Below are 21,291 nucleotides of genomic sequence, written 5' to 3' on the forward strand. Positions count from 1 at the left end.
TTGTTCCATTTTAGATATTTGTTTAAGATAAGATATAGCTCATTGAGATGTGTCATAGTATTCGTCGTTAGAAAACAATTATTGTGACATTATTTCAATGAGTTATCTATTTTTGTCGTGTACAGAGGATATTTTCATATCACGTGTAACACCGAAATCCGTTAAACCCCAATCTTCATTCGTATCGATTGACGCTTGAGCTCGTAAAGTTCCCGACTTGGCATCAATAGATAATTCACCGTATTCCATGCCATTGGCGCTATCTGATGGTGCACTGAAAATCGGTTCACCAAGCATATATTTTCCGTCTTTGGTGATTTGCAGTACAACTTCTGACTCTTCATTCTTCGCATACCAAACACCTGCGATATCTTTTAAGAATGTTTGGTTGACGTCTTCTACCTCTGTGTCTTTTCCATTTAGTCTAGAGAGGGTAAATGAGCCTTCATCGCTTACCGTGAACGTTAGTGAGTTAGTTGCAATTGTGACTGGTAAGCCTAAGTGTGCATCATTATCGGATAGACCGGCACAACCGTTTGTATCGATGATAGGGGGAGTATTCACCAATAATTTACCATTTTGGAGCTGATAATTACCATATTCGATTCCTGGTCCACCACAAGGTGTTTCCCCAACTTCGACCTGATCATCGCCTACAGCATCGACCATGATATATGTATTATCTGTATTGAAAACAAATAATTGCTTACCTGAGCTTGAACTCCATGCACCTACAATTCCAGAATTATGGTGAGGAACTTTGGTAAAAGTTGCACTTTCATTCAGGTTTTGGGCTTCTGAAATTTTTAACTGTGTACCATCAAATGATATTTTCATATCACGTGTTTTTCCAGAATCAGTTAAGCCCCAATCTTCATTTGTATCAATTGAAGATTGCGCCCATAAATCTCCAGCAACAGCATTTACCGATAATTCACCATACTCCATGCCATTTGCACTATCAGATGGTGAGCTAACAATAGGTTCGCCAATCAGGTATTTCCCGTCTGAGGTTACTTGAAGTACGATTTCTGAGTCAGCATTTTTCGCATACCAAACCCCAACGATATCTTTGAGTAGTGTTTGGTTAAAGTTAGCTTGTGCTTCTGTTGCGCTAACTACGACTTTATCTTTAAAATCTTCTATTGTTTGTAGAACAGGTTGAAAGCTTGTAATAAATTCTGTTGTTGGTTTAGAGAAGTCAATTGAGTTTGCAGGGAGTTGACTCACTGAGTCAGGGATTTGAATACCATCGTCATGATCCCCCTGAGAATCTAAAGATTGTAAGAAAATGAGCATATTAGTACGTGTCGTTTCGTCCTCAGCTAACTCGACTGGAGTAATACGTTCAGATCCAGTGACAGTTCCAAGGTCGATATTACCGATAGAGAAGGTAATTTCATCACCTTCTTGATATTCAAATTCTCCCTGTGCGTTTGTCGTTTTAGATATACCATTAATGGTATAAGTTGCACCTTCAACAGGGCCATCGGTTAGGACACCTATTTGAGTTGTTGTGGATGGGGGAGTGTTAGACGAATCATTATCCGAACCGCCGCAGGCACTAAGTAACCCCGCTAAAGCAATACAAAGTAAAGTTTTTTTCATTAGAATCTTCCTGAAATTTATAATGTGGATTCAGTATAAAAAGACCCTCATATTTGCCATATCCCAAAATTAGGAGGTTAAGAGCTTTTTAATGTATGAATCCTTTATATTGGAAAGAAATTCCTATTTATATGGGGAAGCAATCTGAACTATCCGTAAATTGATGTATGAGATAAGTTGAAGGTGGAAAAAATAATCAACTATTCATTTAAAAATTCTAATTATACAAATATAGATTAATTGTTTATTTATTGATCATAGAGCACTATCTATATTTGCCGAGGTTGCTAAAATTCGCGCAATTTTGAATAGAATTGGTGCGTGACGTGTTTGAGAAGTTAGCAGAACAAAGTCTGAACATGATGGGTTGGGAAATTGATAATCACTGGCCACTAGATTTAGAGCAATGTGTCATGATTGCTGCTCCTCATACCAGTAATTGGGATGCGCTATATGCGCGTCTAGCTTTGAAGGCAATGGGGGTAAATGTACGTCTTACCATTAAAGACAGTTATATGAAGTTTCCATTTGGGCCATTTGTCCGCGCTATGGGCGGGATTGGGATAGATCGTCGTCCTAAAGCGCCGGGTGAACCACGTCCGAGTATGGTTCAACTGATGACAGATTTATTTAAAACTCATCCGAAATTGGTGATGTTAGTAACACCTGAAGCAACACGCGCCAAGCAAGAAAAATGGAAAACAGGTTTTTACCATGTTGCAGTCAATGCGGGTGTACCTATTGCCTTGGCTTATATGGATTATAAAAATAAAAAAACTGGCGTTGGTAAAATTGTTTATCCGACAGGGGATTTTGAAAAAGATATGGCTGAGATCATGGCTTTTTATGCCAACATTAATGCAAAATTTCCTGAAAAATTTAGTGTAGATACACGCTATCATCCATGATCTTAAAGTAGATTAGATAGAAAAAAGGACAGCTCAGACTGTCCTTTTTTATTTTGATTTGAGAAAAATCGATGTAAATAGTTTTTGTTATTCTTCAACTTCAGGATGTATCCCACCTAAGTTTTGGCAAGCAGACTTATAAATAATATATTGTTGATCCACGACATCGGTGAGTGGAATGCTAAATAATTTATCGCCATCTTTATATTGATCAATATAAGAAACGACTTTCTGTTTACTTGAAGCAAGTTTTTGCTCATGGAAACTGGTAATCGAACTGTGCGTCATATGTGCGCTTTCGATATTATTACATTGGAATTGAGAAAGTAGCTTTTCGGCTTTTTTTATTTCGCTAGATGTGCCAAACATACAGCCGCTTAACAGAGTTACACCTGCGAGCAGGATGAACTTATTCATGATTTTTTTATGAGCAAATGATGTGGTGTCGTATTCTATTCAGTTTTAAGATAAAAATTAATTTATTTTTTACCATTTGGCTAAAAAATGATTAAATGAGATGTGGTTCATGATTTTAGTTGTATTTTGTAGATCATTTATATTTCAAAAACTGGTTTAGCTGTGCAATAGACTCATGCTAAGTAAAAAGCATCCTGAGCTAAATAATAAACCAAGAACAATGTGTTTAAACTGGCGTTCCGAGACTTTGTAAAACAAACGTGCACCTAAAATTACCGGAAATGCCATGATAATCAGTAATACCGCCAGATAGGGTAAGTGCTGTTTTTGGATAATCCCTTGCCATAGATAGCTGGCTAAGGTCACGATTTGAATTGCGAAATTAAAATGACGCAGAATATAACGCTGCTGTTCTTTCGGTGTCTTTTTAAGCATGAGCCAAGCAGAAGGCAATGCCCCACAAAAGCCACCTAATCCACCCAATATGCCTCCAATATAGCCAATGATCGAATCTGCCCATTTACCCGATTTTGTGATCCATCCAATTGTAGGATTAAAAAAAAGGATCGGGCACCAAATCACTAAAAATGCACCGAGTACCAGCTTAAAAGTGTTTTGATTAATAATATCGAGTAAATAGGTTCCTAAAGGCACGCCAATTAAGCCCGCTATTAAGTAAGGCCAAATGAGTTTGCGATCGAGGTTTATGGAGTTTTTTTCGTAACTGAGGGAAATAAAGTGACTATAGACTGAAGCACTAACAACTAAGGGTGCTGCAATTTGCGGCGGCAGAATCCATACCCAAAAAGACATAGCAATTAGTGCAAATGCAAAACCTGTTAATCCTTGGATGAAACCTGCACATACTGCCCCAAGAATGAAAATTAACCATGTCATTGCATTTTTACTTTTAAAATTCAGTCGCTATTGTAGATAAAATTATCTCTGAAGGGGAGTTTGTTAGTATAAATAACGAAATAAGTTATCTAAAAATCTGATCGAATAATGGGGTGATTCGCTGATTGTTATCGGTGTTCTATCATAAATGTTTCACTGCCAAGCTTGGTTTTTTTACATCTTATTTATAGGTTTAATATTCTAGATGATGGATAAAAAATGGACATGGGTATACATCTCATCTACATAGGTTACCTTTTTGATCCATTTCTTTACAGCAGACTATCCCTATTCAAATAGGAGTAGTTCACATGCTTAAACAAGTTTCTTTGCTATCAGTGCTCGCAATTTCACTTACCGGGTGTGTGGTTGCACCGTTTGACGATGGCTCGCATTATTCAAGTCAATATGGTTATGGATCATCGCATCGATATTCAAATTCTTATGGCTATGAGCGTCCACAATATCGTCCGAATCAGCCGCAATACAGACCACATCATCAGCGTCCACAGCATATAGGTTCAACCCAACAGCATCGACCTTGGGATAATCAACGGCCTAATGTACAACGCCCGTCACAGCATAAACCGAATGTAAATAAGCCTCAAACCGCTAAACCACAAACAACAAAACCTGTAACGAAACCAAAACCGAATGCTCAATCACAGAAGAAGCGTCCTAATGTTGCACCAGCAGTTAAGCTATCTACAGGTGGATTTAATGCACAGCGACCTTTACGTCCACAAATTTGATCTTGGGACATTCGCTAAGAAAAGGACGCGTAAGCGTCCTTTTTTAAATACATTTGGTTTTAAACTGATTTTTGATAGAGTCCAGCGCGAACTGTACCAGCTTTAGTATTTTTAATTTGTTTCCATGATACGGGTAATTTGAGCTGAGATAGATCTCGATCAGCTTCGACATAAATTAAGCCATTTTCTGCAATTAATGGATCAGCTTGGTTTGCTAAGGTTTCCCATAGGTCGAGGCTATAGGGAGGGTCTAAAAATACTAAATCAAACTGCTCTTTTAATGTAGCTAAGGCTTGTTGAGCAGTCATAATTTTGAGTTGGGCCTGTTGCTTACTCACACGTAATAGTTCGAGATTATCCGTTAAAAATTTTGCTTGCGTACGGTCAGGTTCTATCATGACTGCTTGTGCTGCACCTCGTGAGAGTGCTTCAAATGCTAATGCACCTGAACCGGTACATAGATCTAGAACTTTGGCATTTTGTACGTCCCACATGAGCCAGTTAAAAAGCGTTTCACGTACACGGTCAGGCGTTGGGCGAAGTCCGTCAATACTGGCAAAAGGTAGCTGACGACGTTTCCATTCTCCACCAATGATTCTTAATTGATTTTTCATTGATTATTCCTGATCAGCTGTTGCGGCTGCACTCGCAGCACGAGATGTAGTAGGTGCTGCTTGACCATTTGTCTGAGCGGCCTGGTTACTATTTGAGTTCGCTTCATTTGTTTGCTGGTTTGGATTTGCATTTGGGTCGGCAGACAAAATATTAGCGCCACTTGGTAATTCACCGGGTTTAATCCCAGCTGTCATTAAGCCACCACTTACTTGGTGGCCGGAAGGACGAATTGGATTTTTTTTACGAGTTAGTAGCCAATAGTCAAAAATAGGTTTAGCGATTTGAGCTGCCGAACCACCATGACGGCCATTTTCCCAAACCACAGCAATTGCAATTTCAGGTTTTTCAGCGGGTGCAAAGCCAACAAATAGGCCGTGATCAAGTTGACGTTCTGTAAGTAATGCTTCGTTATATCGTTTACCTTGAGCAATACTTTTAACCTGAGCTGTACCTGTTTTACCTGCAATTTGATACATCGGCGTGCGGATACCACGGCCTGTACCCGTTTGCACTACATCAATCATGGCATCACGCATCTTAATCCAATCTTCTGGTTTACCATTAAATTGAATGCGGCCATTTGGTGCATTATGAACTTTATGCACCTTAGAACCTTTACTTTCACGCAATACATGAGGGGTGACATGAGAGCCTTGGTTGGCTGTAATTGCAGTCGCCATGGCCAGTTGTAATGGGGTTGCGGTAAATGCACCTTGTCCAATACTGACGGAAATCGTTTCACCTTTAAGCCAATTTGATTTGCGGGTACGCATTTTCCATTCAGGGTTCGGATATAAGCCTGTACTTTCACTTGGTAAATCGACACCAGTTTTTTCACCGAAACCAAATTGACGCATCCATGAGTTCATTTTTTCAATGCCCATGCGATATGACAGGACATAAAAATAGGTATCACAAGAGACAACTTGTGCTTTATGCATATTTACAGCGCCATGACCGGTTTTTTTGTGGTCACGGAAACGATGGCTATCACCTGGTAAAGTAAAATAACCGGGATCTGAAATAGCCGTGCTCCAATCAACTAAACCATAGTGAATACCACCCATACCAAACATCGGTTTAATGGTCGATCCTGGAGGATAAGCCCCTTGTACAGCACGGTTATAGAGTGGTTGGTCTAAGCTATCACGTAAACCAGAATAATCTTTACTACTAATACCTGTTACGAACAGGTTCGGGTTAAAGCTTGGGCTGGATACCAAAGCAAGAATTTCACCTGTACGCGGATCCATTGCAACAATAGCGCCACGTCGACCTGCCAATTGCTCAGAAGCAATCGTTTGTAAGCCATAATCTAAGGATAAATACAGATCATTACCACGAACTGGATCTTTACGGCCCAAGTGGCGTAACACATTACCAAAAGCATCAGCTTCAACGGACTCATTGCCGGGCATGCCATGTAGTAATTCTTCATACGACTTTTCAACGCCGATCTTACCAATCAGGTTAGAGCCAGCATATAAATCTTTATCAATGGTTTTAAGTTCTTTGTCATTGATACGACCGACATAACCAATCACATGCGCAAAAAGTTCACCATGTGGGTAATAACGGGTCATTTGTGTTTCGATATTAACGCCTGGGAATTGATATTTCACTTCACTAAAACGCGCAATATCATTTTCATTCAGGTTAAGTTTGATTGAAACACGTTCAGTTTTCTTTGAAGTTTTAATTCGACTGCTAAAACGTTCAATGTCTTCATCAGTAAGTTCAAGGAGCGGCGTGAGGCGCTTGACGGTGTCGTCAATATCTTCAACATCTGCACGACTCATGGTTGCAGAGAATACAGGGTAGTTATCAGCCAGTAATACACCATTGCGGTCATAAATATAGCCACGGGATGGCGCTAAAGGCTGTAAACGAATTCGGTTTTGATCTGCAGCGGTTGAAAACGTTTCGTAATTCTTAATTTGTAAATAGGCGTAGCGAGCTACCAATAGCAACATAAAGAATGACACGATCCCAATCGAAATCAGTACACGATTACGATAAATCCGCTTTTCTTGCTGGACATTTTTTAAAGGAAAGTGCTGCTTCATATGCGATCGACTTAAAGACAAAGAACTGAAATAACAGAAGAGGCATATTCTAGCGCAATTGTTATTTTTTTTGAGAATTAAAAACGTGCTGCTCGTGGATGTAGCTCAAACTTTGACTTTGCAGACATGAAAAAGATGCGAGCTTGTGTATAACAGTTCATTTTAATCTGATAAAGTCGCTAAGAATAAAAAAGGAATAATCCAAAAATAATACTAAGGAAGTTAGTGAAAACAATGAATAAATTTTATCCATGGTTGGCGTTAATGATGCTTGGAAGTGTCGCACACGCCAATGACAACGCATTTTTACCTGAGGCAAATTTAGGCAGTACAGGCTATCAAGCTTGGAATCTTGGTGCGGGTTTTACTCAAAAAATCATTCATGTGAATGGTGAATGGGTCAACCCTTATGGCATTGCTTATGCGAAAGCTGGTGTTTTCTTGAACGATGATAAAACACCTGGTGGACAAGTCGGCTTTCGTCACCCAGTTCATTTCACTGGCAAGGATAAAAATGGTTATTATGTCGGGGCTTATGCAGGTTATATCGACACGAAAAAAGTTGATGGTGACGATGAAGCTCGATTAGGCGGTGGTATTGATCTTGCTTATGTGATGTTGAGCTCCGAGCGTATCAGTACGTTTAGTGTTGGCCTGGGTGCAGGAGAGAAATTAGAAGATAAGTCGGGCAATGTTATTGCAGAAATCGAACCTAGACTACAAATCTCATATACTCTAAGTATTGGTTTGTAGTGAAAATAATCAACTTTATGTTTTAACCGCGCTCACTGAATAAAATTAAATATGGAAGTTATGCATGCTTGAGTACGTTAACGATCTGTGGCAAACCTTTTTGCAACGACCCGATTTTTGGGCGGTGCTAAGTATTATCCCCGTTACCGCGTTCGTTACCTGGGCACACGTTTGGATGGCACTTAAAATGGTGTTTTACCCAATTACTTTTTGGGGATTCCATTTAGGCCCAATACCGGTGGGATGGCAGGGCATTGTGCCAAGAAAGGCTGGACGTATATCTGGCATTATTACCGACAACACTTTGTCTAAATTGGGTTCATTGCGTGAATTTTTAGATGCAATGGATCCTGAGGACATGGCGCGTATTATTGGTGAACAAGTTGGTTTTGAGCTTGAACATTTAATTGATGAAGTCATGCTCGACCGAAATGCTGTTCTTTGGGAAAATTTACCGTATTCGATCAAACGTCGTATTTATGCTCAAGCACATAAACAGTTACCAAGTACTTTAAAAGAACTTGTGACCGAACTGACCATGAACGTCGAGTCATTAGTTGACATGCGTGAAATGGTGGTGAGCCAGATGGAGTCTGATCGACGCCTGATGGTGCGAATGTTCCTTAAAGTTGGACAAAAAGAAATTAACTTTATTTGGCATATTAGTGCCTTGATTGGGATGTTCTTTGGTATCTTCCAGATGGTTGTTTGGTTTGTGGTGCCTTGGCATTGGACAGTGCCATTCTGGGCTGCAATCTGGGGCTTTTTGACCAATTGGATTGCTATTTGGATGGTATTCAATCCAATCGAACCACACCCAGTGAAGTATTTACAATTCTTTGAATTAACTAAAGATCGTAAATTTCCTTGGATCAAGCCTGTGATTCCACGTATTGGAACTTACAATATTCAAGGGGCGTTTATGAAACGCCAAGAAGAAGTATCGGATGTATTCGCAAATGTAGTCACAGAAGACCTAATTACGCTAAAATCTATCATGACCGAAATGATGTATGGCGGGAAAAAAGACAAGACTCGTCGCATTGTTAAACGTCATATTAACGAAATTATGGAAACACCATTGGTTCGTACGTCATTACAGTTGTCTTTAGGTCCAAAAGAGTATGCAAAACTCAAGACAGACTTGATCGATCGCTCAATTGAAATTACGATGGTGCCTGTATGCGACCCTGCGTTTAATGCGAGCCGTGCACAGAAAATCTTTCAGATGTTTAGAGACCGTATTCGCGAGTTAACGCCTAAAGAATTTCAAAATTTGTTACGTCCTGCATTTCAGGAAGACGAATGGATTTTGATTGTGTTGGGTGGGGTGACTGGTTTTATAGCTGGTACAATACATTTGTTTGTGGCTTTCTTATAATTAGATGCTGATAGGTGATGTTAATCTTGGGGTTCATATCACCGTATAGCGTCATATACAATGTTTTAAAATGAGGATGTTTTTTTATGCGCATTATATTACTCGGACCACCTGGAGCAGGTAAAGGCACACAGGCTCAGTTGATCTGTAAGCGCTACGATATCCCACAAATTTCAACCGGTGATATGCTCCGTGCTGCGATTCGTGAAGGTACTGAATTAGGTCTACAAGCTAAAAGCGTCATGGATAATGGCGGTCTTGTATCTGATGAGCTGATTATTGGTCTTGTGAAAGAACGTATTGCTCAACCTGATTGCGTAAACGGCTGCATTTTTGACGGTTTCCCACGTACGATTCCTCAAGCTGAAGCGCTTGAAAATGAAGGTATCAACATCGATCACGTGATCGAGATTGATGTACCTGACGAAGAAATCGTTCAACGTCTTTCTGGTCGTCGTCAACACCCTGCATCAGGTCGTGTTTACCACATCGTTTACAATCCGCCGAAAGTGGAAGGTAAAGATGACGAAACTGGTGAAGACCTTGTGCAACGTCCTGATGACCAAGAGGCGACGATTCGTAAACGTCTAGGTTCATACCATACTGAAACTGAGCAATTGGTTGGTTTCTACCAAGGCCGCGCAGCATCTGGTGAAAATGCACCGACTTATGACAAATTAAATGGTCTACGTCCAATCGAACAAGTACAAACTGATTTGTTCGCGATTTTAGATCAAGCAAAATAATTCAGTTCGACTGAAATTTTGACTTTAAAAGAGTCCTACTGCATAGTGGGACTCTTTTTTTTATTGTTCATTTTTGAGGACAATCTAGTGCTGAAAGTTGCTTTAATTTTGGGTGTTGTAGTTGCAGTGGCGGTTTTACTGGGACTGCTTTATGTTAGTTTTAAAATGCTACGTAATGTACAAATTGAAGAAGCAAAAGATGCAAAATTAAACCCGAAGCAGTATCAGTTACATCCCAAATTACAACAAGAGTTAGATAAGCAAAAACAGAAAGATTCTAAATCTGAACAGTAATTTGCACTGGAGTTCTGAGCCCTAAACTAGGCGAGTATATTGAAAAAGCAGCAATATATCGGAGTTATATATTGCTGCTTTTCATTTGATTAGCATAAAAATAATGCTTGTGATATCTAAGAAAGATTAGGCATCTAGGTTGGTTGTTTTAATTGGTCTTGCTGCACCAAACTCAAAACGATCAGGCCAGTTACACACGTCAGAAACGATACATTCATTACACTTGGGTTTACGTGCGATACAGCAGTAACGACCATGTAAAATTAACCAATGATGTGAGTCGACAATAAATTCTTTTGGAATCACTTTCACTAAACGGTGTTCGACTTCAAGCACGTTCTTGCCGACAGCTAAACCTGTACGGTTACCTAAACGAAAAATATGTGTATCAACGGCCATTGTTGGTTGACCGAAAGCGGTATTCAGCACCACATTCGCTGTCTTACGCCCCACACCGGGCAAGGCTTCTAAGTCTGCACGATTGTTTGGTACGACGCTGTTGTGTTTGTCGATTAACATCTTACAGGCTTTAATGACGTTCTCAGCTTTCGAATTATATAGGCCAATGGTCTTAATATATTCCTTTAATCCATCAACGCCTAAGGCATAAATAGCTTCAGGTGTATTGGCAATAGGAAATAGTTTATCTGTGGCTTTATTGACGCTGACATCAGTGGCTTGGGCAGATAATGTCACTGCCACCAATAGCTCAAAGGGGCTGCTGTAATTTAGTTCAGTTTTAGGGTTGGGACGTTGTTCACGCAGTCGTTCAAAAAAAGTTTGAATCTGCTTTTTCGTCATATTTTTAACAGCCACAATTAAGCCCCTTGTAATTGTGTTAGTTGTACCGAAAGCGAATCAAGCAACTCACGTTTTTTGGCATCTTCACGAACACTGAGCTGCTTTTCGAGTTTTTTGATTTGTGTTCGGATTTTTGCAAGTTCAATCGTGGTTTTTGCATCAATATTAATGGTCGGTACATTTTGTTTTTCAACCACTTCAATTGCAGGAACAGAGTCCGTTTGGCTTGAAAATTGGGCAAATAATTCAGTGTCAATTTCGGCGCGAACGACAGGACCTTTACGATTGAGTTGACGTTTTTCTTCACGCTGAATATGTGCATAATATCGGCGGCGTAAGTCGTCTTGCTCTGCAATTCTTAGTGTTGAATTTAGTATCGGTTGGGTGTCTTCAACCAAGTCAATGCAGTCGACCGGGCAAGGAGGAATGCACAGTTCACAGCCCGTGCATAAATCCGTTAATACGCTATGCATGAGTTTTCCTGAGCCAATGATGGCATCGACAGGGCAGGCGCTAATGCATTTGGTGCATCCAATACATTCGTCTTCACGAATCACTGCTTTGACACGTTGAGGACGGCCGTCGGATTGAATTGGCCACATACTTTCTTCTGCTTTTAACGGAGCACGATTTAACAAAATCGCTAAGGCATCAGCCACAGGCTGCCCACCCGGCACGCATTTATTCGCAGCTTCACCTTCATGAATTGATTTTGCATAGGGCAAACACCCATCACGATGGCCACATAGACCGCATTGGGTTTGTGGAAGTAATGCGTCAATTTGTTGAATGAGGGAAATTTCAGAATTCATGGTTCATCGAGTTACAGCAGAAAGTGCGAAAACAAAACAGGGTAATGAATTCTAGCATGTTTTTAGTGTATTGAGTGTGCTCGAAAATAGGTCGTTGTTTGCATCATTTATGCGCAAAAAACAACATTAAAATATTCCTTAAAGTTATTAGATATATAACCAAAACATCTTAAAAATCAAATTAAACACATGAAATTTATATATTTTAAAGATTTTTTAAAAAAACTATTGCCCATTGGTTACAAAAGATATTTAATATTTTGCGCCAAAATATATCTTTGATCAAAATTGTGAACAGTTTTGATCCATACATCTGCTGAGGATTAAGCGTTGAAATATAACAGCCTTAACGACTTCCTGGACTACGTTAAAACACGTGATGCACATCAACCTGAATTTCTTCAAGCTGTTGAAGAAGTGATGACGAGCCTTTGGCCTTTCATTGAAAAGAACCCAGAGTATGCTGACTACGGTCTGCTTGAGCGTCTTGTTGAGCCAGAACGTGCGATTCAATTCCGTGTTTCATGGGTAGATGACAAAGGTCAAACTCACGTTAACCGTGCTTTCCGTGTTCAATACAACTCAGCAATCGGTCCATTCAAAGGTGGTATGCGTTTCCATCCTTCAGTGAACCTTTCAATCCTAAAATTCTTAGGTTTTGAGCAAACTTTCAAAAATGCTTTAACTACATTGCCTATGGGCGGTGGTAAAGGTGGTTCAGATTTCGATCCTAAAGGTAAATCTGAAGGCGAAATTATGCGTTTCTGCCAAGCATTAATGATCGAGTTATATCGTCATTTAGGTTCAAACACTGACATCCCAGCTGGTGACATTGGTGTGGGTGGCCGTGAAGTTGGCTACATGGCCGGCATGATGAAAAAATTAAGCAACGACACTGCATGTGTATTCACTGGTAAAGGCTTAACTTTCGGTGGTTCACTAGCACGCCCTGAAGCTACAGGTTTCGGTACAGTGTATTTTGCTGAAGAAATGCTAAAAACTCGTGGTGATAGCTTCAACAACAAAGTTGTGACTATTTCGGGTTCTGGTAACGTTGCACAATTTGCAGCTGAAAAAGCAATGTATCTAGGTGCGAAAGTGGTTTCACTTTCAGACTCTAACGGTACTGTATACGTTAAAGATGGTTTCACAACTGAACTTCTTGCTGAAGTAATGGAACTTAAAAACGTAAAACGTGGTCGTATTTCAGAATTCGCATCTAAGCACGGTTTTGAATACCTTGAAGGTCAACGTCCTTGGTCAATCAAATGTGATATCGCGCTTCCATGTGCAACACAAAATGAATTGAATGGCGATGATGCTGCTGTACTTCTTGCAAATGGTGTAATCTGTGTTGCTGAAGGCGCAAACATGCCTTCTACTTTGGATGCTGTTGAGAAATTCGTTGAAGCGAAAATTCTTTATGCACCAGGTAAAGCATCAAATGCAGGTGGTGTTGCAACTTCTGGTCTTGAAATGTCTCAAAACGCAATTCGTTTGGGTTGGACTTTTGAAGAAGTTGACGAGCGTCTTCATGCGATCATGAAAGAAATTCACCGTAACTGCGTGAAATACGGTACTGAAGAAGACGGTACTGTGAACTATGTAAATGGTGCAAACATTGCTGGCTTCGTAAAAGTAGCTGATGCAATGCTTGCTCAAGGCGTTTACTAAGTTCTACCTAAGTACGAACTAAAAAACCGAGGCTAATGCCTCGGTTTTTTTTTATTTCAAAATTAAATTGAGCGATGCAAATCTGACTTAGAGTTTGCTATCTAAGCTACCACGCGCAATTGTCATGTCATGTACATAGGCATATTTAGACTGATCTGCTGCTGGATTTTTTATTTCATAACGTTTCACGCGAATGATTTGACGCTCATTTGGTGAGTGTTCAAAGCCTTCAATTTTGTCGTAGAACAAACTCCAGTCTTTATCGACTTGGGTTTTAACCCCATTTTCAGCATATTTGATTTCTTTGACCTGTAAACATGTTTGCGGTGCAACACCTGTACATTGTTTGGTTTCAGGGCTAATTTCTAAGAAAATGGTTTCACCCGCAGATTGGTATTTAGTTTCAGGGGTCATTTTACCTGTGAATACAATCTTTTCACCTTTACTATTGGTTAAAGTAAGGGTGGGTTTTTCTTTATCGTTTAGATTTAGAATAAATGGCACTTTGCGGTTTGAGAAAATATCTGCAGCGATACCTTCCTGCGCCATCATGTTGTTCGGGCAAGCCATTTGTGTTGCCATCATGCTACCTGTGCTGATGGTATTATTTTCGACTGACCAAGAGCTACCTAGCGTATTACAGCTTGTTGAGATACTTAGACGACCTTCTTCGCTAAAGTTTAAAACAATCGGTTTAGGCGCATTTTCAGTGTTGGTACTCCACTGATAAGCGGCCAAGGTTTTATCTGCATTTTGTTGTTGTAAAACGGTCAAGGCTATATCTCCAGCTTTTTGGATATCGCTTGATTGACATGCTGCAAGTGCTAAAGGGAAGAGTGCAATCGCTAAATATTTTAATTTCATAAGGCTTACAGTTCTTGATCTAAATAACAGAATGCAGCATAACCTATTCATTTTAAAAAATTATGGATACATTCTGCGCGATTCGGTATCAAAATGTATCCATAAATATATATTTGTTATTATATAAATATAATTTATCTATTAAAAGCGTGTTTTATCAAATTATCACAGTTAATCAAAGCGATAAATATCCATACCAAGAGAACCCATACTGAAACTGCTATGCACAATTGAGAAGCGATGGCCTGCACCCATTGCGAAAAAGATCGGTGCAAAGTGTTCTATCGTCGGATGATTGCGTTGAACATGCGGAATAGACTGCCAATCAAGCACTGCGTCATAATCTTGGTGAGTAAGTTTACTAACCACATAATTGCGGAAAGTCGAAGCCCACTCAGGTACAGCAGCCGCTTGCCCATTCCAAGCTAATTCGCGCAAGTTATGCGTAATGCTACCGGAACCAATCAACAAAATTTGTTTTTCACGTAAAGGTGCCAGTGTTTGTCCAATCTTATAAATATCTTGAGCACTCATTGTCATTGGCAGTGATATTTCAACAACTGGAATGTCTGCTTCTGGATACATGTGAAGTAATGGCATCCAAACACCATGGTCACGCGGATGTGTGCTGTTTGCATGTGCTGCAAGTCCAGCATTTGCTAATAGATGTAAAATTTCTTCTGCAAGCTCTGGTTGACCTGGAGCAGGGTAGCGAATCTCATAAAGTTCCTCAGGAAAGCCACGGAAATCGTGCCAAGTCTCTGGTCGAATGCCTGTACTTACTTCTAGTGCGTTACTTTCCCAATGTGCAGACATAATAATAATGGCTTGGGGTTTTGGAAGATTGAGACTGAGACGTTCCAGCGCTGGCCCAACTTGCTCAGGATTGATAGCGAGCATTGGAGAACCGTGGGAAATAAATAAACCTGGGAGTGTTTGTAAATTCATGGTCGTCGCCGGAAGTCGTTATATGGAATAGGTTTATCATGCTGTATTTTGAAACTATAACCAATCTGTATAAATTCAACGTATTGTTTCGTTTATGCAACAATGCGAAGAACTAAACAGTGATTTTAGCCAGCACGATGGTAAGGGTGGTTGTTGTTGATGCTCATAGCACGGTAGAGCTGCTCAATGAGCATGACACGAACCATTGGGTGAGGCAGTGTAAGTTTTGATAATGACCAATGCCATGCTGCTGCTTTACGTACGGCTTCAGAGTGCCCATCAGGTCCACCAATTGCTAAGACCACATCATTGCCTTCTAGCATCCAACCTTTCATTGTTTCAGCAAGTTTTTCAGTACTAAATTCACGGCCACCGACTTCAAGAGCAATTAACACCTCATTACCTTTCATGGCATTTAATATGCTATCACCTTCGATTTGACGGTATTTTAAAATATCAGCTTCAGAATCATTTTTACCGCGCTTCGCCATAGGCAATTCAACAATTTGAGTTTGTACAAAGGGTTGAATACGTTTGAAATAGTCTTCAAAACCTGTCAGTACCCAAGCTGGCATTTTTTGACCAATAGTGAGAATGCGGATTTTCATACAGCGCCTGAAATGAAGCAAAAGACTATTATAACGGTGATTTGTTGCTTTGTAATAACAGACACAAATTGCAATTGAAAAGAGGATTTGCTTGCTGTTTAAATACGCAGCATAAGTTACTTATGCTCAAATTTTTAAAAAGCGGAATAATAACAATGATAAAACTACCCCTAAAACGTGGTTTTCAGCTGCTGTATCATTCACTCACGGTAGTTGTGATTCTTTTTAGTTTGCCACTTACTGCACATGCGACTACTCGAATGGCTGAACCTGAAAATTTAAGCGTTTATTTACAGCAAATTATTGGCTCTGAAGGCGAATATAGAAACTATAAAAATATTCAGGAGTTGAATCGTGTCTCCGCATGGATTCGCGAGCAAATGCGTTTATTTGGTGTTAATTGTAGTTTTCAAACCTATACAGTGAATAGTCAACCCTACCGCAATGTGGTGTGCCCATTGAATACGGGAAACAGTACAAAGGTGATTGTAGGAGCGCATTACGATGTATATGGTGAACAAGCGGGTGCTGATGACAATGCATCTGGTGTTGCAGGTGTACTTGAGACAGCACGTATTTTGGCAGCAGAAAAATCGCGGTTGAAACAAAATATTGAATTCGTATTTTATACGTTAGAAGAACCGCCTTATTTTCGAACGGAGTCAATGGGTAGTTTTATCCATGCAAAGTCAGTCGCTAAAAACAAAGATAAAATAAATGGTGTTTATATTTTGGAAATGATTGGTTATTTTGACCCGAAAGCGACTCAAGATTATCCGATTGGTTTGAAGTGGATTTATCCATCACATTCAAATTTCATTGCTGCTGTGGGCAATGTGCAGTCTCGTGATTTGACCTCAAATTACTGTAGTGCAATGGAAAATTTAAACGAATTACAGTGTGAGCGACTTATTTCACCTTCATTTATTCAAGGAATCGATTTCTCAGATCATATGAATTATTGGAAATTTGATATACCTGCAATGATGATTACGGATACGGCATACTATCGAAATAAGCATTACCATACCGAGCAAGATACGATAGAAAAACTCAATGTGGGGAAGATGGCACAAGTTGTAAATGGTTTGGTAAAAACTTTGATTGCGCCATGATGAGCGTATCAAAATCCATTGAAGAACTAAGACAAAACTTGAATGCATAAAAAACGCAGTCCTGAAAGCCTGTGGACTGCGATAAAAGGTCATCTGCCTGGAGATGCAGATGACCATTCTGTTCCAAAAAGAACAATCACATAATGTGCATTTGGAACGAAAATGAAACATACAGCGCGTATATCTCTACCAATATATATATGGGGGATGATTAAGTATTTATCAAGTAATAACCCTGAAATTTTGTAAGACTTTCTAATTTATATTCCTATAGGTATTACATCACTAACTTCAATTCGTTGGATGGAACTTGCTTCATGTATATTTGCTATGGCTAATTTTAATTTCTAATGTTGTTCGGTTTTCAATTTTTTAACATCCAATTTTGAACACAAAAAAGCCCTGCGAACAGGGCTTTTTTTAATCATGTAAAATAGTTTTAAAACTTAATGGCGTGCCGCTTTGCCACTTTCAGTTGCTTTAACGATAGGTGTTTTGGCTAAGGCTTTTGGTGCAGAAACCAATGCAAGTGGTAAGATTTCATCAATCGATTTCACTGCTTTAATTTCTAAACCTTCTTTTACGTTGTCTGGAATTTCAGACAAATCACGAACGTTGTCTTGTGGGATAAACACGAGTTTTACACCACCACGGTGTGCTGCCAAAAGTTTTTCTTTTAAGCCGCCAATACGCATCGCACGACCACTTAAGCTTGTTTCACCTGTCATGGCAATATCAGGACGAATTGCAATTTTAGTGAAAGCTGAAACAAGTGCTAAAGTAAGGGCTAAACCAGCTGATGGGCCATCTTTTGGTGTTGCACCTTCGGGTAAATGTACGTGAACATCTGTTTCTTCAAAGCGAGACGCTTCGATACCGAGTTCATCAGCACGGGTACGTACGACAGTCATTGCTGCTGTAATTGACTCTTTCATCACGTCACCCAGTGAACCTGTAGTGATGAATTTGCCTTTACCTGGAACTGCTGCCACTTCAATCGTTAATAGCTCACCACCCACGGAAGTCCAAGCTAAACCATTTACACGACCGACTTGTGCTTCTTCTTCAGCCATACCGAAGTCGAATTTGTGCGGGCCTAAGTAGTCAGGAAGATTTTTCGAATCCACTTCAATTTGAAGATTTTTCGATTTCTTACTAACGGCTTCTTTCACGACTTTACGTGCAATTTTAGATACTTCACGTTCAAGGCTACGCACACCAGCTTCACGTGTATAACGTTGTACGATGTCGCGAATGGCTTCTTCATGTACTGTTAATTCTTTAGCGCGTAGACCATTATTTTTAATAGCTTTCGGCACTAAATAACGCTCAGCAATATTCACTTTCTCATCTTCGGTATAACCCGGTAGACGAATCACTTCCATACGGTCAAGAAGCGCTTCAGGAATATTCATGCTGTTTGCAGTACAAATGAACATCACTTCAGAAAGGTCTAAATCAAGATCTAAATAGTGATCATTGAACTTACTGTTTTGCGATGGATCAAGTACTTCAAGCAAGGCAGAAGCAGGGTCGCCACGGTAGTCTTGCGCCATTTTGTCAATTTCGTCGAGCAAGAACAGTGGGTTCTTCACGCCAACTTTAGATAGTGATTGCACGATTTTACCCGGCATCGCACCGATATAAGTACGACGGTGACCACGAATTTCAGCTTCATCACGTACACCACCCAGTGCCATACGAACAAATTCACGTCCTGTCGCTTTTGCTACAGATTCACCGAGTGAGGTTTTACCCACACCAGGAGGACCAACTAAGCATAAAATTGGGCCACGTAATTTTTTCACACGTGATTGCACGGCTAGGTATTCAACAATGCGATCTTTCACATCATCTAGACCATAGTGGTCGGCATCTAATATATCTTGTGCTTTAGCCAAATTGATGCTGACTTTGCTTGCTTTATTCCACGGCGTATCTAAAATTACTTCTAGATAGTTACGCACCACAGCTGCTTCGCTTGATGCAGGTTGCATCGCTTTTAGCTTACGGAATTCATTTTCAGCTTTTTTACGTACATGTTCAGGTAAGTCTGCTTCAGCAAGACGCTTTTCAATTTCTTGAACGTCATCTTCAGCTCCGCCATTCATATCGGAAAGTTCACGCTGAATAACCTTCATTTTTTCATTTAAGAAGTATTCACGCTGATTCTTTTCCATTTGGCGTTTTACAGAATCATGTAGCGTTTGTTCAATTTGCTGTTCTTCAGACTGTTGCAATAAATAAGTCATGAGCTCAGCTAAATGTGCTTCAAATTCATCGTGCTCAAGGAATTTTTGCTTGATGTCGATATTTAAAGGCACACGTGTAGCAACGAAGAATAACAATTGTAGTAAATCTTCAATTTTATTCGCTGCAGCAATCAGTTCACGTGCATTGCGTAGTTTTGCTTCTGCATATTGGGCAAAAAGCGCACGTAGTTCTTCAAGACGAGTTGATTGATTTTCAGCATTCAAGTCAACCGTCATTGGGCTTAATGAGTGTTCAGCAGTGAGGTATTCATCTGTATCGATGATTTTCTCAAGTTTCGCACGATATAAGCCCTCAATCAGTACCTTAATACAGTTTTCATCATTCTCATGATTTACAACTTGCACAATCTTCGCGACAGTACCGTATTGATATAAATTATCGTGATCAATTTCTTCTGATAGCGAATCTTTTTGTGCCACTACGAATACAAGATTGTCACTTTCACGCGCAACGTTAACTGCGTTGATCGATTTTTCACGACCCACAAACAGCGCAATTTGCATGTGAGGATATACAACCACATCTCGTAGCGCTAAAAGCGGTAATACGCTCGGAATGATTGTTTCCAAGCTTTCTTCATTCATAATAATCTCAGACATGGGCACTCCTAATGAGTGACAACGGTGTTGCCATGTTTTTATAGTGATGGGTATTTTTTAAATTACAAGGGTAGTGTCAATTAAAATGTATAAAAAATGACTAAATATGTGATTTTAAAGTGTTCGTTTAAGTCAATTTTATCAATTTAGCGCTTAAAGCGTAAAAGTTTTGTAGGGCTAAGTAAGGCATCTAAGGGTTGATCCCAGGCTTCTCGATGTAAGCTTTGCGTTATAAATTGAAAATCGTGTGCAAGACCGAGGCGTATTGGCTTTCTGGGGGCGGTGGCTAATGTTTTGTCATAAAAACCGCCACCCATACCGATACGAGTTCCGACTGGATCACACGCAAGCAAAGGCATAATTAATAAATCGAGGTGGGATACATGAAAACCTCGTGAGGCCATCGGTTCTTTCATACCAAGTGGGTGGTGTGAAAAGCGTTTGTTATAGTATTGATTTCGCGAAATTTTGACCCAAACTAGTTGCTGATTCATGTTGCAAATCATGGGAAGGAAGACTTGTTTACCCTGTAAAAAGCACAGATCAATTATTTTTTGAGTATGTATTTCACCAAAAGCATGTAAATAAATCCCAACTTTATTAGAGGATTTAAAAATAGAATGTCTGATTAATTTATATGCAGTTTTTGACTCAGACTGTTTATGACTCAACATAGAAACTTGGCGACGACGTTGCCTTAAAGTTTTACGTAAAGTTTGGGTATTTAATTCCATAATAGAAGTAGGGAAATAATCAGTCAAAGGTAAGAAATATACTAACCCGCTAAACCTCGGTTTGTCCTATTAATTTTTCTATAGCTACTGAGAATGCTTAAAAATAATAAACATTAATAAATTTACCATTTGTTAAATATTGAAGGAAAGCTAAACCGAAGCTTTGTATTTATAACGGCTTTGTTGCACAAACCTATCTGTAAAGGCTTTTTCAGCGATATATTTTTCAAATGAAGAAGCCTACACACAAAATCTACCGCACAACCAATTGGCCCGCATATAACCGAGCACTCATGAGTCGCGGAAATATTGCCATTTGGTTTGATCCTGCTACGCAATGGTATGCGCCATCAAAAGGCAAACAAGGGCGAAATCAAACCTACTCCGACGCAGCTATCCAATGCTGCTTAATGATTAAATCCTTA

General features: G+C 39.7%; 21 protein-coding genes. 9 read left to right on the forward strand and 12 right to left on the reverse strand.

The window, feature by feature from the left end:
- Window positions 1–102 precede the first annotated feature (102 nt).
- Window positions 103–1,608 (reverse strand): hypothetical protein, encoded by a 1,506-nt coding sequence (locus FTT84_RS13385; protein ID WP_180081442.1) that lies wholly within the window; start codon window positions 1,606–1,608, stop codon window positions 103–105.
- Between the two features lie 326 nt (window positions 1,609–1,934).
- Here FTT84_RS13385 and FTT84_RS13390 point away from each other — a divergent pair, with 326 nt between their 5' ends.
- Window positions 1,935–2,516: a 1-acyl-sn-glycerol-3-phosphate acyltransferase gene (locus FTT84_RS13390; protein ID WP_180081443.1), complete on the forward strand. Its 582-nt coding sequence runs from the start codon at window positions 1,935–1,937 to the stop codon at window positions 2,514–2,516.
- Window positions 2,517–2,603: 87 nt separating this feature from the next.
- On the opposite strand, the gene FTT84_RS13395 is transcribed toward FTT84_RS13390, so the two are convergent.
- Together FTT84_RS13395 and FTT84_RS13400 are read right to left on the reverse strand one after the other, a co-directional pair.
- Window positions 2,604–2,933: a hypothetical protein gene (locus FTT84_RS13395; protein WP_067762425.1), complete on the reverse strand. Its 330-nt coding sequence runs from the start codon at window positions 2,931–2,933 to the stop codon at window positions 2,604–2,606.
- A 156-nt stretch (window positions 2,934–3,089) separates the two neighbouring features.
- The gene (locus FTT84_RS13400) at window positions 3,090–3,830 is read right to left on the reverse strand and encodes a sulfite exporter TauE/SafE family protein (protein WP_067762427.1); all 741 of its coding nucleotides are present in this window, start codon (window positions 3,828–3,830) and stop codon (window positions 3,090–3,092) included.
- A gap of 311 nt (window positions 3,831–4,141) precedes the next feature.
- Here FTT84_RS13400 and FTT84_RS13405 point away from each other — a divergent pair, with 311 nt between their 5' ends.
- Window positions 4,142–4,582 carry a hypothetical protein gene (locus FTT84_RS13405; protein WP_180058638.1) on the forward strand — a complete coding sequence of 147 codons (441 nt, stop codon included), beginning with the start codon at window positions 4,142–4,144 and terminating at the stop codon, window positions 4,580–4,582.
- Window positions 4,583–4,641: 59 nt separating this feature from the next.
- Here FTT84_RS13405 and rsmD read toward each other — a convergent pair whose 3' ends face one another.
- Both rsmD and mrdA read right to left on the reverse strand, forming a co-directional pair.
- Window positions 4,642–5,196 carry a 16S rRNA (guanine(966)-N(2))-methyltransferase RsmD gene (gene rsmD / locus FTT84_RS13410; protein WP_067762431.1) on the reverse strand — a complete coding sequence of 185 codons (555 nt, stop codon included), beginning with the start codon at window positions 5,194–5,196 and terminating at the stop codon, window positions 4,642–4,644.
- Between the two features lie 3 nt (window positions 5,197–5,199).
- Window positions 5,200–7,263, reverse strand: coding sequence for a penicillin-binding protein 2 (mrdA, locus tag FTT84_RS13415; RefSeq protein ID WP_067762433.1), 2,064 nt, complete (start codon window positions 7,261–7,263; stop codon window positions 5,200–5,202).
- A gap of 234 nt (window positions 7,264–7,497) precedes the next feature.
- Here mrdA and FTT84_RS13420 point away from each other — a divergent pair, with 234 nt between their 5' ends.
- The 4 genes from FTT84_RS13420 to FTT84_RS13435 all read left to right on the forward strand — a co-directional run bounded on the left by FTT84_RS13420 (window position 7,498) and on the right by FTT84_RS13435 (window position 10,437).
- Window positions 7,498–8,016 carry a hypothetical protein gene (locus FTT84_RS13420; RefSeq protein WP_180058637.1) on the forward strand — a complete coding sequence of 173 codons (519 nt, stop codon included), beginning with the start codon at window positions 7,498–7,500 and terminating at the stop codon, window positions 8,014–8,016.
- A 64-nt stretch (window positions 8,017–8,080) separates the two neighbouring features.
- Window positions 8,081–9,397: a hypothetical protein gene (locus tag FTT84_RS13425; protein WP_067762437.1), complete on the forward strand. Its 1,317-nt coding sequence runs from the start codon at window positions 8,081–8,083 to the stop codon at window positions 9,395–9,397.
- An 86-nt stretch (window positions 9,398–9,483) separates the two neighbouring features.
- Entirely contained in the window at window positions 9,484–10,143 is a 660-nt protein-coding gene (gene adk, locus FTT84_RS13430; RefSeq protein ID WP_067762439.1) for an adenylate kinase, read from the forward strand.
- Between the two features lie 87 nt (window positions 10,144–10,230).
- A complete protein-coding gene (locus FTT84_RS13435; RefSeq protein ID WP_373685027.1) occupies window positions 10,231–10,437 on the forward strand; it encodes a hypothetical protein in 207 nt (68 codons plus the stop codon).
- Between the two features lie 126 nt (window positions 10,438–10,563).
- On the opposite strand, the gene nth is transcribed toward FTT84_RS13435, so the two are convergent.
- Complete coding sequence (gene nth, locus FTT84_RS13440) at window positions 10,564–11,238, reverse strand: endonuclease III (protein ID WP_180081452.1); 675 nt, start codon at window positions 11,236–11,238, stop codon at window positions 10,564–10,566.
- A gap of 17 nt (window positions 11,239–11,255) precedes the next feature.
- Window positions 11,256–12,050 (reverse strand): RnfABCDGE type electron transport complex subunit B, encoded by a 795-nt coding sequence (locus FTT84_RS13445; protein ID WP_180081444.1) that lies wholly within the window; start codon window positions 12,048–12,050, stop codon window positions 11,256–11,258.
- A 330-nt stretch (window positions 12,051–12,380) separates the two neighbouring features.
- Here FTT84_RS13445 and gdhA point away from each other — a divergent pair, with 330 nt between their 5' ends.
- Window positions 12,381–13,724, forward strand: coding sequence for an NADP-specific glutamate dehydrogenase (gene gdhA / locus FTT84_RS13450; protein ID WP_180058634.1), 1,344 nt, complete (start codon window positions 12,381–12,383; stop codon window positions 13,722–13,724).
- An 87-nt stretch (window positions 13,725–13,811) separates the two neighbouring features.
- Here gdhA and FTT84_RS13455 read toward each other — a convergent pair whose 3' ends face one another.
- The 3 genes from FTT84_RS13455 to rlmH form a co-directional block, all read right to left on the reverse strand.
- Window positions 13,812–14,588 (reverse strand): DUF4377 domain-containing protein, encoded by a 777-nt coding sequence (locus tag FTT84_RS13455; RefSeq protein ID WP_180081445.1) that lies wholly within the window; start codon window positions 14,586–14,588, stop codon window positions 13,812–13,814.
- 171 nt (window positions 14,589–14,759) lie between these two features.
- Complete coding sequence (locus tag FTT84_RS13460) at window positions 14,760–15,536, reverse strand: class III extradiol ring-cleavage dioxygenase (protein WP_180081446.1); 777 nt, start codon at window positions 15,534–15,536, stop codon at window positions 14,760–14,762.
- A gap of 125 nt (window positions 15,537–15,661) precedes the next feature.
- Complete coding sequence (gene rlmH / locus FTT84_RS13465; RefSeq protein ID WP_067762448.1) at window positions 15,662–16,144, reverse strand: 23S rRNA (pseudouridine(1915)-N(3))-methyltransferase RlmH; 483 nt, start codon at window positions 16,142–16,144, stop codon at window positions 15,662–15,664.
- A 260-nt stretch (window positions 16,145–16,404) separates the two neighbouring features.
- Between rlmH and FTT84_RS13470 the strand changes: the two genes are divergently transcribed.
- Window positions 16,405–17,259 (forward strand): M20/M25/M40 family metallo-hydrolase, encoded by an 855-nt coding sequence (locus tag FTT84_RS13470; RefSeq protein ID WP_245668198.1) that lies wholly within the window; start codon window positions 16,405–16,407, stop codon window positions 17,257–17,259.
- 446 nt (window positions 17,260–17,705) lie between these two features.
- Here the strand turns inward: FTT84_RS13470 and lon are convergent, their stop codons facing one another.
- Both lon and FTT84_RS13480 read right to left on the reverse strand, forming a co-directional pair.
- Window positions 17,706–20,132: an endopeptidase La gene (lon, locus tag FTT84_RS13475; RefSeq protein ID WP_180081448.1), complete on the reverse strand. Its 2,427-nt coding sequence runs from the start codon at window positions 20,130–20,132 to the stop codon at window positions 17,706–17,708.
- 146 nt (window positions 20,133–20,278) lie between these two features.
- Window positions 20,279–20,866 carry a 5-formyltetrahydrofolate cyclo-ligase gene (locus FTT84_RS13480; protein ID WP_067762454.1) on the reverse strand — a complete coding sequence of 196 codons (588 nt, stop codon included), beginning with the start codon at window positions 20,864–20,866 and terminating at the stop codon, window positions 20,279–20,281.
- A 230-nt stretch (window positions 20,867–21,096) separates the two neighbouring features.
- Between FTT84_RS13480 and FTT84_RS13485 the strand changes: the two genes are divergently transcribed.
- The coding region (locus FTT84_RS13485) for a transposase (protein ID WP_171256659.1) at window positions 21,097–21,291 on the forward strand (195 nt) is incomplete at its 3' end.

The organism is Acinetobacter sp. YH01019 (assembly GCF_013420285.1).
GTDB classification, from domain to species: Bacteria; Pseudomonadota; Gammaproteobacteria; order Pseudomonadales; family Moraxellaceae; genus Acinetobacter; species Acinetobacter gandensis.